Source organism: Alteromonas hispanica, assembly GCF_010500915.1.
Taxonomy (GTDB): domain Bacteria; phylum Pseudomonadota; class Gammaproteobacteria; order Enterobacterales; family Alteromonadaceae; genus Alteromonas; species Alteromonas hispanica.
Genome location: NZ_JAAAWP010000005.1, coordinates 113,465 through 127,405, shown reverse-complemented (window position 1 = coordinate 127,405; position 13,941 = coordinate 113,465). Strand labels below are relative to the sequence as shown.

13 protein-coding genes are annotated in these 13,941 nt (G+C 43.7%); 5 read left to right on the top strand and 8 right to left on the bottom strand.

Annotated features, from left to right (window positions below; translation table 11 throughout):
* Positions 1–82: 82 nt before the first annotated feature.
* Complete coding sequence (locus GTW09_RS09810) at positions 83–490, top strand: hypothetical protein (RefSeq protein ID WP_163111736.1); 408 nt, start codon at positions 83–85, stop codon at positions 488–490.
* Between the two features lie 65 nt (positions 491–555).
* Here GTW09_RS09810 and GTW09_RS09805 read toward each other — a convergent pair whose 3' ends face one another.
* Positions 556–1,380 carry a DUF4198 domain-containing protein gene (locus GTW09_RS09805; RefSeq protein ID WP_163111735.1) on the bottom strand — a complete coding sequence of 275 codons (825 nt, stop codon included), beginning with the start codon at positions 1,378–1,380 and terminating at the stop codon, positions 556–558.
* Between the two features lie 249 nt (positions 1,381–1,629).
* Between GTW09_RS09805 and GTW09_RS09800 the strand changes: the two genes are divergently transcribed.
* From GTW09_RS09800 to lysC, 4 genes are all read left to right on the top strand, one after another.
* The gene (locus GTW09_RS09800) at positions 1,630–2,586 is read left to right on the top strand and encodes a DNA ligase (RefSeq protein WP_163111734.1); all 957 of its coding nucleotides are present in this window, start codon (positions 1,630–1,632) and stop codon (positions 2,584–2,586) included.
* Between the two features lie 221 nt (positions 2,587–2,807).
* Positions 2,808–4,205 (top strand): membrane-bound lytic murein transglycosylase MltF, encoded by a 1,398-nt coding sequence (gene mltF, locus GTW09_RS09795; protein ID WP_203565705.1) that lies wholly within the window; start codon positions 2,808–2,810, stop codon positions 4,203–4,205.
* A gap of 222 nt (positions 4,206–4,427) precedes the next feature.
* Positions 4,428–4,880, top strand: a complete 453-nt coding sequence (locus GTW09_RS09790; protein ID WP_163111733.1) for a DUF192 domain-containing protein — start codon at positions 4,428–4,430, stop codon at positions 4,878–4,880.
* Positions 4,881–4,943: 63 nt separating this feature from the next.
* Positions 4,944–6,293, top strand: coding sequence for a lysine-sensitive aspartokinase 3 (gene lysC, locus GTW09_RS09785; protein ID WP_163111732.1), 1,350 nt, complete (start codon positions 4,944–4,946; stop codon positions 6,291–6,293).
* Between the two features lie 138 nt (positions 6,294–6,431).
* Here lysC and GTW09_RS09780 read toward each other — a convergent pair whose 3' ends face one another.
* From GTW09_RS09780 to surA, 7 genes are all read right to left on the bottom strand, one after another.
* A complete protein-coding gene (locus GTW09_RS09780; protein WP_239059340.1) occupies positions 6,432–7,088 on the bottom strand; it encodes an SOUL family heme-binding protein in 657 nt (218 codons plus the stop codon).
* A gap of 200 nt (positions 7,089–7,288) precedes the next feature.
* Positions 7,289–9,313: a methyl-accepting chemotaxis protein gene (locus GTW09_RS09775; RefSeq protein WP_163111731.1), complete on the bottom strand. Its 2,025-nt coding sequence runs from the start codon at positions 9,311–9,313 to the stop codon at positions 7,289–7,291.
* Between the two features lie 293 nt (positions 9,314–9,606).
* Positions 9,607–10,422: a symmetrical bis(5'-nucleosyl)-tetraphosphatase gene (locus GTW09_RS09770; protein WP_163111730.1), complete on the bottom strand. Its 816-nt coding sequence runs from the start codon at positions 10,420–10,422 to the stop codon at positions 9,607–9,609.
* A gap of 9 nt (positions 10,423–10,431) precedes the next feature.
* The gene (gene apaG / locus GTW09_RS09765; RefSeq protein ID WP_163111729.1) at positions 10,432–10,806 is read right to left on the bottom strand and encodes a Co2+/Mg2+ efflux protein ApaG; all 375 of its coding nucleotides are present in this window, start codon (positions 10,804–10,806) and stop codon (positions 10,432–10,434) included.
* A 9-nt stretch (positions 10,807–10,815) separates the two neighbouring features.
* Positions 10,816–11,643, bottom strand: a complete 828-nt coding sequence (rsmA, locus tag GTW09_RS09760) for a 16S rRNA (adenine(1518)-N(6)/adenine(1519)-N(6))-dimethyltransferase RsmA (RefSeq protein ID WP_163111728.1) — start codon at positions 11,641–11,643, stop codon at positions 10,816–10,818.
* Positions 11,640–12,626, bottom strand: coding sequence for a 4-hydroxythreonine-4-phosphate dehydrogenase PdxA (gene pdxA, locus GTW09_RS09755; protein WP_071978677.1), 987 nt, complete (start codon positions 12,624–12,626; stop codon positions 11,640–11,642). The genes rsmA and pdxA overlap by 4 nt, the downstream gene beginning before the upstream one ends.
* Positions 12,627–12,641: 15 nt before the next feature.
* The gene (gene surA, locus GTW09_RS09750; RefSeq protein WP_100970945.1) at positions 12,642–13,925 is read right to left on the bottom strand and encodes a peptidylprolyl isomerase SurA; all 1,284 of its coding nucleotides are present in this window, start codon (positions 13,923–13,925) and stop codon (positions 12,642–12,644) included.
* Between the last annotated feature and the right edge of the window lie 16 nt (positions 13,926–13,941).

Here is a 13,941-nt window from a genome sequence, read left to right as displayed (position 1 = left end):
ACAATTAAAAATTTGAGAGTTAATTTATTTCGCGCTCTCTATCGACTATGATTGCGTTGTTGTTGAAAGACATAGGTTGGTGATGCGGAAAAAACTAAGCACCTTATCAATACGTTATGACAATGGGATAATAACCAGCGAGCTTTATGGCGTTTTTAATAAGAGTAGTGCGGAAGAATATCGAGAGCACCTTTTCAAGTTAGTCATGGGTTTGAACATGAAGCCTTTCGCTTTGCTCGCTGATATAAGCCAAGTTGAAGGTGCAACGCCTGAAGCGTTTGATATGGTAAAACATATTGTAAATCGCTTACCTGAAATGGGGCTAATAGCTAAAGCGTATGTTTACAAAGGTCCGGTTATCCGCGGAATGATGTTTCAGAGGATCCCTGAATTGAAACATATGGATTATTTATTTTTCACCAATATCGATGAAGCTTCCCTATGGTTATCGAGTGAATACAAACGAAAGCTATCTACTCATCCTGATTAGCTCAACAAGTTTGTATTCCGCCATTTGAAAATGAATGGCGGATTATGCGAAAACGCAATACTGTTTCATTCCTTTGTGCTGGCTACGGCGAACGTAAGGCTTGAAAAATACGTTTCAAAATCAGCTTTAATATTGCTTTTGAGCGGCACGCCCCACACTACATTCAACTTTACAGCACCTGTTTCTTTAAACGTGAACGTTGCTTTTCCGTTATCATCTGTAAGGAAGGACTGAGCTTCGTGAGTTGCATTTTTAAGCGGTACTGAATCTATTAGAGCATCTTTTAGTGGTTCACCTTTGAAAAGCACTTGAACGGTAAGACTAGAATCGTCACCTAACTTAAGCGGGTGGCTAAGCGGTACGATCTCCAGCGTATGTCCAATAGGCTTTGTAACATTGTCGGTTAGTGTTTCACCCACTTGTACAATAGCCTTTGCTTTTCGAGAGTAAAGTTCTTCACCAGAGTAGCCTTCTAAACCTTTATTGGCTCTGTATTCAACGATCTCTTTTAGTCCTTCTTTTTTAGCATAATCGTTAAATTGGTCTGCTTTCAATACACTCACACTGTGATAACTTTCAAAACCTACCACATAACTTCCTGCAGATAGAGACGTCGATTTCGCCATGCCGGGAAGTAGATTCGATTTTGGAATAACTCCCGCCGCCATATCGACAACGCCCGTTGATGAATAGCTGCGCAGCGCAACTATTTTGTCCCAGGTTAAATTCCAGTGATTAATATCATCTTTGTGACCTACTTTAAATTGAACCGCAATAGGCGAGGCATCGTCGTACTGAAATTGGGTAGGCTCAAGCCAAAAGTCATGAGCAAGGGTAAGTGGGGTAAAAGTTATAGCTAGGCAACTTAATAATGCGTTAGATATTTTCAAATTTTTATTCCTTGTTCTTAAAGTTTGTATTCAGCAGCAAAAGACTTAGCGATTAGCGAATGGTTAGTACGCTATATAGAACATATAGCACTAATTTCTTTATCGTGCCGTTGCAATGCGTGTCTGCTTTCACTTGCACTGGCGACATGCTCTTTTAATTTGAACCTTAAAACCGAACTAAGGCCCAGTATAATTATTTACCTATATCCATACACTCTACTTAACAAAACGGTTTATGGAATGGGTATTGTGAAAACAAACAAGATGGTATTGATTTGGATAGCCGTGCTGTCTTTGCTTCTATGTGATGTTTCTAGCGCTGGAATGCTCAATAACGCTCAGCAGTTAGCAAGTCGCTACACAGTATCTCATCAATCGGTAAAGATTAGCGATTATTTGGTTAGTGAGAAGCTTGATGGAATTCGCGCAAGATGGACAGGCGAAGAGCTTCTTACCCGAACCGGCCATCCTATTAGTGCGCCAGAATGGTTTACACAGTCTTGGCCGAGAAAAATGTTAGACGGCGAGTTGTGGTTGGGCCGAGGCAAATTTGAAGAAACTGCCTCAATAGTGCTTTCAGATACTCCTGACGAACGTTGGCGAACAATCACATTTATGGTGTTTGATATGCCGCATTCAAAACAAACATTTGAGAAAAGAGTGGACGAAATAAAGCGCATTATTGCTAAAACAAAAAGCTCTGCGCTAATGGCTATCCCTCAATATGGTCTTGATACCCATGAAGCTTTACAAGCAGCATTGAACAAGATTACGGATGCGGGTGGAGAAGGGCTGATGCTTCACTATCGTCATGCGCGATATACACATGGCCGCAGTTCTCATTTACTCAAGCTAAAAAAGCATGAAGACAGCGAGGCGAAGGTGATCGCCCACATCAAGGGAAAGGGTAAGTTTAAAAGTATGTTGGGCTCTCTTCTCGTTCAAACGGCAGAAGGAGTTCAGTTCAAACTTGGGACAGGGTTTTCAAACGAAGAGCGTTTGCATCCGCCCCATATCGGGCAATGGGTAACTTACAAATATTACGGTTACACAGGAACAGGCAAGCCTCGCTTCGCTAGTTTCATGCATGTTAGGCCGCAAAAAGATTTACAGCACAATATCCGCGCATTCAACGAACAAGTGCCGAACGAGCACCGAACAAGACAGCGCAAGAAACACAGCAATAAAAAACATCGTGATGAATAATAACTAACGTCAGTTTGGCACGGGGCACTAAACCGAAGCTTTGTGGTAATAGACAAGCAGCGAACCGGTCAGTACCTAATCGGGCTTTAGTAATTGTTTTTACATCAAGCGGTTAGATTGCAAAAGGTGATTACCTACTATACGGTTATATTTATCCACTGTGTTTCAAGTGGCCAAAGTTGCCTTTTGAGGCTTAAGACTCAATAGATAAGGTAGTCGTTATGAGGTGCTTATGGAAAACGTTGTTCATCGTAGGTGGCTTATTTTTACTTGCAGCATGCGATAACTCAGAGCGTGCTAACCAAGCTATTGAACCAATGGCAAAAGCCCAATCTGAGGACGAACTCCTTTCGCAAATTAAGGCGGCGGGTGTATTAAAAGTTATTACGCGAAATGCCCCTACTACCTATTTCATAGGCCGTGACGTTATGCCTCGAGGGCCTGAATTTGACATGGCTGACTCGTTTGCCTCTTACCTAGGAGTTGAGCTAGAGGTTATTGAGAAAAATTCTATCCAGGCCGTCATTTCAGCACTAAAAAATAAAGAGGGGCATATTGCGGCTGCAGGGCTCACCCAAACCCAATCTCGAGCAGCTGAGTTTATGTTTGGCCCCAGTTATCAAGATATTACGCAGCAGGTGGTTTGTCGGCGGGATAATGTTCAGCCAGAATCAATAGAGGAGCTTATAGGGCTCGATATTATGGTGGCAGCGGGAACCGCTTATAGCGAACGGCTTAAAACACTTCAGATGCAGTATCCAAATCTGAGCTGGGTGGAAAGTGCCAGTTTAACCACCGAGCAAATCCTCTATAAAGTATGGCAGCGAGAAATAGATTGCAGTATAGCTGACTCGAACATTGTGGATCTCAATCGTCGATATTTTCCTGAGTTAATTGCGCCGTTTAACCTTGCTAGAAGTGAAAACTTGGCTTGGATGCTAAATACTTCGAGCAGAGCACTGGCCGAGGCGGTAAATGAGTGGTTTCTCGATTACCAAGAAACGGGTCGTTTAGACAGCACGCTCGATCAATATTATGGTTTTTTTGAAGTGTTTGATTATGTAGATACTCGTACGTTTATTCGACGTGTAGACGAACGATTTCCTGAATTTCGACAGTATTTTAGCGATGCTGCCAAGAAATATAATTTACCCTTTCACTTACTGGCAGCTCAAGCTTATCAAGAGTCTCATTGGCTTGCCGACGCCGTCAGTCCTACTGGGGTTCGGGGCATAATGATGCTTACCCAAAAAACAGCCAAAGAGGTGGGTGTAAGCAACAGGTTAGATCCTAAGCAGAGTATATTTGGTGGGGCGCGCTACCTCTCTAAAATAAGAACCCATAGATTTGTCGATGAAGTTGAAGAACCCGATCGCACCTGGCTTGCACTCGCTGCATATAACGTAGGTCGAGCGCATTTACACGATGCGCAAACGCTGGCGCGTCAACTTAATTTGAACCCCCATAAATGGGCTGACATGAAACAAGTATTGCCTTTACTTAGCGACAAGCGATATTACAAAGATTTACGCTATGGTTACGCTCGGGGTACTGAGCCAGTGCGGTACGTTCAGCGAATTCGTGAGTATCACCATATTATAGAAAATGAGTTAGAGTAAAAGATGGCTCAGTATAGGGAATGCCTCTCCTTCAGCTAAATACGCAGTGTTACGTTTACTTTATTTGCGTTTTTATCCAAAGACAAATTCGCTGCAATGCTCAGTGATAAACATGACCATAAGAAAGGTTTCTTCTAGATAGCAGCATCATTGGATGTTACCAACATTAATGTATAAACTACTCACCAAATAATTAGCTTTATTAGCTTACAGGAATGTCTAATGGACAAGCTTCTCTTTGTATTAATGGTTCTTTGTTTATCTGCTGGCTGCGTGCAGGCGCAAGTGGACCCTGTCGCTCAAATCAACAAGGTTAGCTTTGATCGTATCTCAATCACCATGGGTGATAAAAAATACGACGTTGAGTACGCAAAAACCTTTGAACAGCGTGCCCAGGGGCTTATGTTTAGGAAGGAATTATGTGAAGATTGCGGCATGTTTTTTACCTTTGATACCGCTAAGTATGCTGGTATGTGGATGAAGAACACGTTTATACCTTTAGATGTAGCATTTATCGACAGAAACGGTGTAATTACTGACATAAAACCTTTGATGCCTCATAGCCTCGAATCTGTAGGCTCATCGAAAAAGGTACTGTACGCACTGGAAATGAACCAAGGGTGGTTTGCCAATCACAATATTCGGGTTGGTGACCAAATAATAATTCATCGTTAAGCTGCGCATCTAAGTGCGCAGTAAAGCCAGTGAATAGCTGGTGTAGATCTGGAGTTGATTAAAGTGACAAATGCCTTATCGATAGCTAAGTTCGGCGGAACCAGTGTTGCCAATTATGAAGTAATGCAAAACTGCGCCCGAATTGTTGCCGGTAACAAAAATACGCGCATCGTTGTAGTAAGTGCATCTGCTGGAGTAACAAATCATCTTGTAAGTCTTGCGCATACGCCCATGACACAGCAGCAAATAGATGATACCTGCCAAGCTATTACCAACATTGAGCTGGCGATACTCGACAAACTTGCTGATAAAGCTTCTATAGAACCCAAACTTAATGACCTTCTCGACGAAGTTCGCGCTTTAGCGTTTCATGAAGAAATTCTTCATCGTAACGATTTAAAAGACCAACTGCTGTCTATGGGGGAGCGAATGTCTTCTCTTATGTTCTCGTCGGTTTTAGCAGAGCAGGGCGTGAGCACTATTAACTTTGACGTGCGTAAAGTATTGCGAACCGATAGCGAATTTGGTGAAGCAGCTCCGCAAGTTGAACAAATTGAAACATTGGCAAGCCAGTTGTTAGCACCGGAAATTGAGAATGCTATTGTGGTAACTCAAGGTTTTGTTGGCGCTGATGAGAACGGAAATACAACTACCTTGGGGCGCGGCGGTTCAGACTTTACGGCCGCTTTATTGGCAGAAGCCTTAAATGCAGAGGCCTGTGAGATTTGGACCGATGTGATTGGCGTTTATACTACTGATCCAAGAATTACCGATGCAGCAAGACCATTGCCTGAGCTTAGCTTTGAAGAAGCCGCTGAAATGGCAACCTTTGGGGCTAAAGTACTTCACCCGGCAACGATGGAGCCTGCACTACGTAAAAATATTAAAGTGTTTGTTGGCTCCAGCAAAGAGCCAGAGAAAGGTGGCACTTGGATTGTTCGCGATTGTGAGCACGAGCCGCCATACCGTGCTATAACCCGTCGTAAAGAACAGGTTATGGTAACAGTTAAAACGCCGAAGATGATGTACGCGCAGGGTTTCCTTCAACAGGTATTCGCTATTATTGCCAAACATAAACTCAGTGTGGATCTGGTTACTACGTCTGAGATATCAGTATCTTTTACCCTTGATAATCCAGCAAACTCGGTAGCTCAGCGACTAAATAAAGAGACTATTGCCGAGCTAGAAACTATCTGTGACGTTACTGTGGAAAAAGGGTATGACCTCGTTACTGTAGTTGGTAATAACATGCAAACCGCAGTAGGCGTGTCGAGCAAGATTTTGGCAGCGGTATCAGACTTTAATCTGCGTATGATTTGTTTTGGTGCAAACCCTCACAACCTGTCGTTCCTGGTTAACGAAAGTAACAGCGACGATGTGGTGAGAAAGCTTCATAAAGCGTTGTTTGAGTAGCCCTGTTTAAGCGGTAATGATTCGCGACTTTACCGCTCAGATCTCTAAAATAAACGAAAACGGCCAATCTTAATTGGCCGTTTTCTTATTTAAAACACGCATCCATTTAAGTGAGATACACGAGTCTGCGGGAAATAGCTATTCCACAGGTATAACGACTTCGTGCCGCTTATTCCAAGGTAATGTAAAGGGAGAGTCGTAGCCCAAATAGCTAGGCTTGCCGATAACCTTGTAATTATTTTCCTTCAATGTGCTCATTAGCGTTTCAGTATAGGCATTACGTTTGTCGTCGTTATTAAATCCTGAATAGCGTATCACGGCTACTTTTCTCGCTGGAACTTCAACAAGTTGCACGTTGGCATGTGTTGGTACTGGGGCGCTGTCTGCAGTGTATTTGCTGGGAAGAAAAAACATCATGGTGTTTGATGATGTAACCTCAACAGGAGACGTCATCGATATTTCAGCACTTTGCGCTGAGTTGTTCCCCATTTCCACCGGCGAAGTCATTGCTATTTCACTCTGAGTTTTGTTCTCTCCTGAAATATAGTTAAACAGTAGCCTAAATGCTCCGTTGTCGCTGCTTCCTTTTGACATAACAGCCAATGCAGATGGATAGCTTCGAATTTCTATATCGTCGCTTAAAGACGCAACAGTGTCATAGGCAATGGTCTCATTATCTTTGTAATAGACTTTATCGGCATTGGCATTAACATCGGCAGAAAAGCTCGTCATAAGTAATCCGCATATTGAAGTGAATACAAGAAGTAATGAACCTCTCACTGTGACTATTTTCATCAGTAACCACTATTTTTATATTTTGAATTACTACGTAATTACCCGATTATTTGGTCATTTAACGCTCAGAAAGTAAAAAATACAAAGTAAAACATTAGAAAATAAAAAAAGGCCCTTGCGCAAACGCTAAGGGCCGTTTCATCATTTTTGTGAATTTAAACGCGATAGCCAAATCTTAGATTTAGCGGGCGTTAGCTTACCTACACCTTAAATTGACGTATTGATTGTTGAAGCTCGTCAGCAAGCCTTGCAACTTCGTGGCTAGAGTCTGACGTTTGTTGAGCTCCTGCAGTTGTCTCTTCAGCAATGCCTACAATCGTTTCTAACTTCTGACTGATTTCTTGAGAAACTGTGTTTTGCTCTCGAGCAGACTGCTCAATTTGAGAGCTTACATCGTGAGCTTTGTGTACGGCATCAGAAATAATATCCAGCGCTTGCGTGGCTTTTTCTGTTTGCGATACGCAAGCTGCGGTTTGTTCTTTACCTTGATTCATTACCGAAACCGCACGTTCTGCTCCTGCTTGAAGCACCTCGATCATGGCGTTGATTTCCTGAGTAGATTGCTGTGTTCTACTTGCAAGTGTGCGTACTTCGTCAGCAACTACGGCAAATCCTCTACCTTGCTCTCCAGCTCGTGCCGCCTCAATTGCGGCATTAAGCGCCAATAGGTTGGTTTGGTCAGCTACGCCGCGAATAACATCTAGAATGCCACCAATGCTTGCACTGTCCTGGTGTAGCTTGTTGATAACATCAGCTGCGTCTTGAACGTCTTTGGCAAGTATCTCAATCGTGTTCTTGTTCTCAAGAGAGATTTGACGAACATTTTCAGCTTCTTTATCGGCATGACGAATTTGACTTAGGGTATCTTCAGCGTTTTGTACCACCATCTGAGACGTTGAGTGCATTTCGGTAGTGGCAGTAGCGACCTGTCCAATCTGCGACTTCTGATCTTGAATTGAGTGAGTGGTTTGCGCCGTTACCGCAGAGGTTTGCTCCGACGCTGCAGCTAATTGTTCTGCGCGAACATTAATACCGGTGATAAGCTCTTTAAGACTTCCAATTAGCGTATTGCAGTTTCTCGCCAAAAGGCCAAACTCGTCTTCGGCCGAGTCATCGAGGCGGTGGGTTAAGTCTCCAGAAGAGGCTACCGTCAATAACTCGTTTACTCTGTGTAATGGCAGGGTAATGGCGCGCACTGTGATATAGCCAATAAAGGCAGCAACGGCAATAGAAGCCAGAACAACCACGATAACGAAGGTATTGCCCGTTGTAATGGCAGAGTTAACTTGCGTTTCAATGTCACTGGCTTTTTTATCTGCAAGCGTAAGCAAGCGGCCTAATTCTAATATGCCCTGATTAATATTGGCATCAGACGCATTGAGTGCACGCTCGGCATCATTTCTACGTTCTAGGCGGTTAACGTGTAATTGCATAACGCCATCGCTTGCTTTAATTGCATTGACTGCATCATTAACTAAGTCGTTAATATCGTTAAGCGTACCTGAAGTGTCTTTGCCATCTGCGGCATCATTCATTTCACTTAGCTGAGTAACCACTTTATCAACTACTAGGTCAACCTCGTTACCCAGGGTTTGCGAGCGCTGCAGCGTTTGCGTTTTGATATATTCGTAAGACACTGTAAGCAGCGACAATAATGAAGTTTCCAGTTCGCCACCAATTTCAGAGGCTCGACGTAATTCAGGAATACGCTGAACAGACTCTAAATCTGAAAAATCGAGTAGGTATGTAGACGCATCGTCAGCGTTGTCTTCGGCATCGCCAAGGCGGTCTGCAATGGTGTTGCGTAAATCTAGATATTGTTTGTGATTGTCGTACATATTGTCGACGTTTTGAGTATAAGACTCATAGGCTTCACGAACCGAGTTAAGTGAGCCTTTCAACTCAGAATCTTTATTAACGGCCTGCGCTAGCCGGCTGTATTCTGAGTCGAACGAGTCTTTCGCTGTATTAAAGGCCGTGCGCTTTTCCGAGAGACCAGACAGTTCCTCTTCAATGTAGCTTTCGAAGGTAAGGCGGCCCATGTTCAGAAAACTGGCCTTTAGCGCGTTACTTCCCGCAACACTTGGCAGAGCGACATCGTTCACTTCTTCTGTTGCTGAACCTATGGAATTAAGGTTAATGAGTGATACAACGCTAACAACGACAAGAAGAGCACTGATCGCTATAAACCCACCGATTACGCGAGTGGCTACGGTTATTTTCATCGGAACTCCTGGATGAGTGTTTTAGTTTTTATTTCCACGATATTAGGATTTGTTGGCCTTCACGTACGTTTTTAGCGGCCAAGATAAACCGTCAGTAACTTGCAATATTACCTCGCAAACCGCACAAAATATACCTCATTGTTTTAGAGGTAGCATAGCTTGCAGTGCATTCTAATCTCGGTTTTATCCCGTCGCTTTCAAATAAATGTATCGACTACAATTACTTAATGTTTACCCGTATTGGAGAAAACATTAATTTATTTTTCTGGTCATACCAGTGGGGTCCGCAATGTTCAGGCAGAAAGTGTGATCAACTCGCCGGTGGTGTCGTTGAGAAGGGTCAGGGTTTGCCCCCAAACGTATCCGGTATCGAGGCCAATAAACTGTGATGAGTCAGTTTCTCCGGCAAGCGCAGCCCAATGACCAAAAATAACGCGGTGTTTGGGTTTTAGTTTACTATTACTTACCTCAAACCAAGGCTTTATTTCATCTGTCGCGCTGTCGGGGTGTGATTTGTTTTCAAAGTTAAGTTCACCATCTTGCGATACAAATCGCATTCGTGTGCAAGCATTGACGGTAAATCTGCGTCGTTCTTCTTCGCTGAGGTTTGAATTCCATTTTACTGGTGTATTGCCATACATAGTGTCTAAAAACGCAACGTAGTCTGGCCCTTTTAAAATGTCCGACACTTCATCGCTTAACGCCACTACATCTTTGAGTGACCACAAGGGGTAGAGGCCTGCATGTACGATAAGGGTTTTCTTGTTTAATCGAAGAGCAAGTGGAAACTGGCGTAACCAAGTCTCTAACTCATGCACATCATTTGCGTTTAATAACGGCTCTAGGTTATCTGCTTTTTTGGGTTTATGGATACCGTTAAGCGTTGCCAAAAAATGAAGGTCGTGATTGCCAAGAACGCTTGAGAAGCTTTTACCAAGAGACTTAAGAAAGCGCAGCGTGCTTAATGAGTCTTCACCACGCGCTACTAAGTCACCCACCGCATAGAGTTTATCCTGCGCAGGGTCAAAATTTGCTTTGTCGAGAATTTGTCTTAAGCCGTTATAACAGCCTTGTATGTCCCCAATGACATAGGTGTTGCCTTTAGACATTATTGGCCTTTAGTGAAGTATATGGGGAACAGCAAGTCGAAACACGTCAATAGGTACTTTGAATCGTTCGCCATTCTCTCGTTCCATTTCGTAGTAGCCTTCCATATTACCAACGGGCGTGTCAATGACGGCACCGCTGGTGTACTCAAAACTCTCACTTGCTTTTAGTATCGGCTGCTTTCCTACGACACCGGCACCTTGAACTTCCGATGTCTTTCCGTTGGCATCAGTAATTCGCCAGTAGCGATTAATTAGCTGCACGGTCTCGTTACTCTCATTTTTGATAGTAATATGATAAGCAAATGCGAATTGCTCTGAATCTGAGGGTAGATGCTCGGGCAAGTGGCGAGTTTTCACTCGCACTTGAATGTCTAATTCATGCATAAAAAGAAACTAAGACTCTTGGTTATATTCTTTGTTTGAGACCGCATTGGCTAAAGTAGCAAAATCAGTCAAAGAAAGTGTCTCTGCTCGACACTTGGGGTCGAGACCAAGCGCACTGATTTCTTCCTCATCCAAACAATCTTTCAGAGAGTTTCGAATTGTTTTTCTGCGCTGATTAAAGGCCTGAGCGCATACTCTTTCAAGTGTGCTTAACGACTCTACCTGCACAGGAGGAACGCTATGGGGAACGAGTTTTACTACTGCCGAATCTACTTTTGGAGGTGGCTTAAATGCACCAGGAGGCACATTTAATACAGGGATAACGTGGCAGTAGTATTGCGCCATTACCGAAAGTCTGCCATAGCTCTTTGAGCCAGGGCCCGCGGCAAGCCTGTTCACTACTTCTTTTTGAAGCATAAAGTGCATATCTTCAATGCTAGATGCGTGATCAAATAGATGGAACATTAAAGGTGTAGATATGTTGTAGGGTAAGTTTCCGAAAACGCGAAGCTTGCCATCACAATCGGGCATCTCTTTGGCAAGCGCAGTGAAGTCCATCGTCATCGCGTCTTGTTCGATAACGTTGAGTTTTTCACCGTTAAACGGGTGGTGGCGCAGTCGTTTGGCTAGGTCGCGGTCTAGCTCAATTACGGTAAGTCGATCAACTTCATCGCAAACTGGATCAGTTAATGCGCCTAAACCTGGACCAATTTCTACTAAGTTCTGTCCGCTTTTAGGCCCAATTGCCGCTACAATTTTCCCGATGACATAATCGTCGTGTAGAAAGTTTTGCCCAAAGCGTTTTCGTGCCGTATGGCCTAAATGTGTTTTACTCATTGTTGATGCTGCGCAAGCTCAATGGCTTTTTCCAATGCTTTTCTGAAACTGCCGGCGTCTGCGTTGCCTGTTCCTGCTAAATCGAGAGCAGTACCGTGGTCAACAGACGTACGGATGAAAGGTAAACCTAACGTTATGTTTACCGATGCGCCGAACCCTTTATACTTTAACACAGGCAAGCCTTGATCGTGATACATGGCTAATACTACGTCAGCATCTTCAAGATATTTAGGCTGAAAAATAGTGTCTGCAGGAAGGGGACCAATAATATCGAGGCCTTCTTCACGAAGTTCGTTGAGTGCCGGTGTTATGGTATTAATTTCTTCAGTGCCAATATGGCCGTCTTCTCCGGCGTGGGGATTAAGCCCACAAACGTAAATTCTTGGCTTTTTAATTCCAAATTTCAGTTTCAAATCTGTGTGAATAATATGAATGACTTTATGAAGGCGTGTGCCGGTGATTGCCTTGGCAACATATTCCAATGGAATATGCGTGGTAGCCAGCGCCACATTTAGCCCCTCTGTTGCCAGTAACATCACAACATCAATGGTATTTGATTGATAGGCAAAAAACTCTGTGTGGCCGCTAAATGAAACGCCCGCTTGGTTAATAATACCCTTGTGCACTGGACCAGTTACCACAGCATCAAAGTCACCGTCTATGTTGGCTTGGCATGCTTCGCGAAGTGTCTCTACTACGTAAAGCCCGTTTTCACTGTCAAGGGTTCCAGCCACTACATCTGCTGATTTACTAATATGTTTGATAAACAGTGAACCCGGCGCTTGAATGTCCTCAATAGCCGGGTCGTAGTCAATAAGCGTTAACGGAAGGTCTAAATCTTTGGCTCGTGCCATTAGCATATCGCTGTCGGCGAACACGACAAGCTGCGCTTGCCATGCCTCCTGAGCCAGTTTGATGATCAAATCTGGCCCGATGCCCGCCGGCTCTCCCGGCGTTACTGCTATTTTAATTGGTCTGCTCATGAATGACTTATAGTTTTAGGACTCAATAACTTCAACATACGCTGCATCACGCATTTCACGAAGCCAGTTTTCTGTTTCTTCTGCAAACTTCCTGTTAAAGATCAGCTGGTATGCTTTTTCTTCTTTGCGTTTATCTGTTGCATCATCCACACGGCGGTCGATAAGCTGAATTAAGTGCCAACCGTGCACAGAGCGAACCGGCTCACTAAACTCACCTGGTTCTAACTGCGCTAACGCGTCTTTAAATGCTGGCACATAATTATCTGGGTTAGACCATCCAAGATCGCCACCGCGCAGTGCAGAGCCAGGATCTTCAGAATATTCTTTAGCCAACTCTTCAAAGTCAGCTTCGCCAGCTTTTACATCTTCTTTAAAACCAGCAAGCATGGCCTTTGCCTTGTCTTCACTTAAAATAATTGAGGGCTTAACAAGAATATGACGGGATTTCACTTCTTGCACCGTCACTTTTTCAATACCGCGGGTATCGATTACTTTAAGAATATGAAAACCAGCGCCACTGCGTATTGGGCCTACTAGAGAGTCGACATCTTTATTTTGCACCGCTTCGGCAAAAAGTGTAGGCATAGCGTTGATGTTTAGCCAGCCCATATCACCACCTTCAAGGGCTTCATTACCCGACGATGATGCGATAGCAATTTTGGTGAAATCTGAGCCAGACTCCAATAGTGAGATAACTTTATCTGCTCTTTCACGAGCTGCCTGGATATCTTCATCTGTTGGATCGGCAGGGAAACCAATAAGAATGTGGCCTAAACGATATTCAGCTTGTTCTGCACCTTGCTGTTCAATTAAGCCCATTAACGTGTCAATTTCTTGTGGGGTTATGTATACACGACGGCGCACATTGGCGCGTCTTACTTCGCCCATAATAATTTCTTCACGGATATCTTCACGATAGTCATCGTAGGAGATGCCTTCTGCAATAAGCGAAGCTCGAAGCTGCTCCATCGTGGCGTTTTGATTGGCAGCAATGTTGCCAATGGTTTGCTCTAGTTGAGGGTCACTTATTTGAATACCCATACGCTCAGCCATTTGAAGCTGAAGATTTTTTGTAATTAAACGCTCAATAGCCTGCGTTCTCAGCGCCCGATCTGACGGTAGCTCTTGATTATTCGCCTCAGCATTACGCTTAACTTCTTTTACTAGTGCGTTAATTTCGCTTTCTAGTATCACCCCTTGGTCTACGATCACGGCAACGCGATCAAGCATGACCTCTTGTGCCACACTGCTAAATGAGAGTATTGCACCTAACATCAATGCACGGATAATGAACTTCATACACACTCTTTATTAT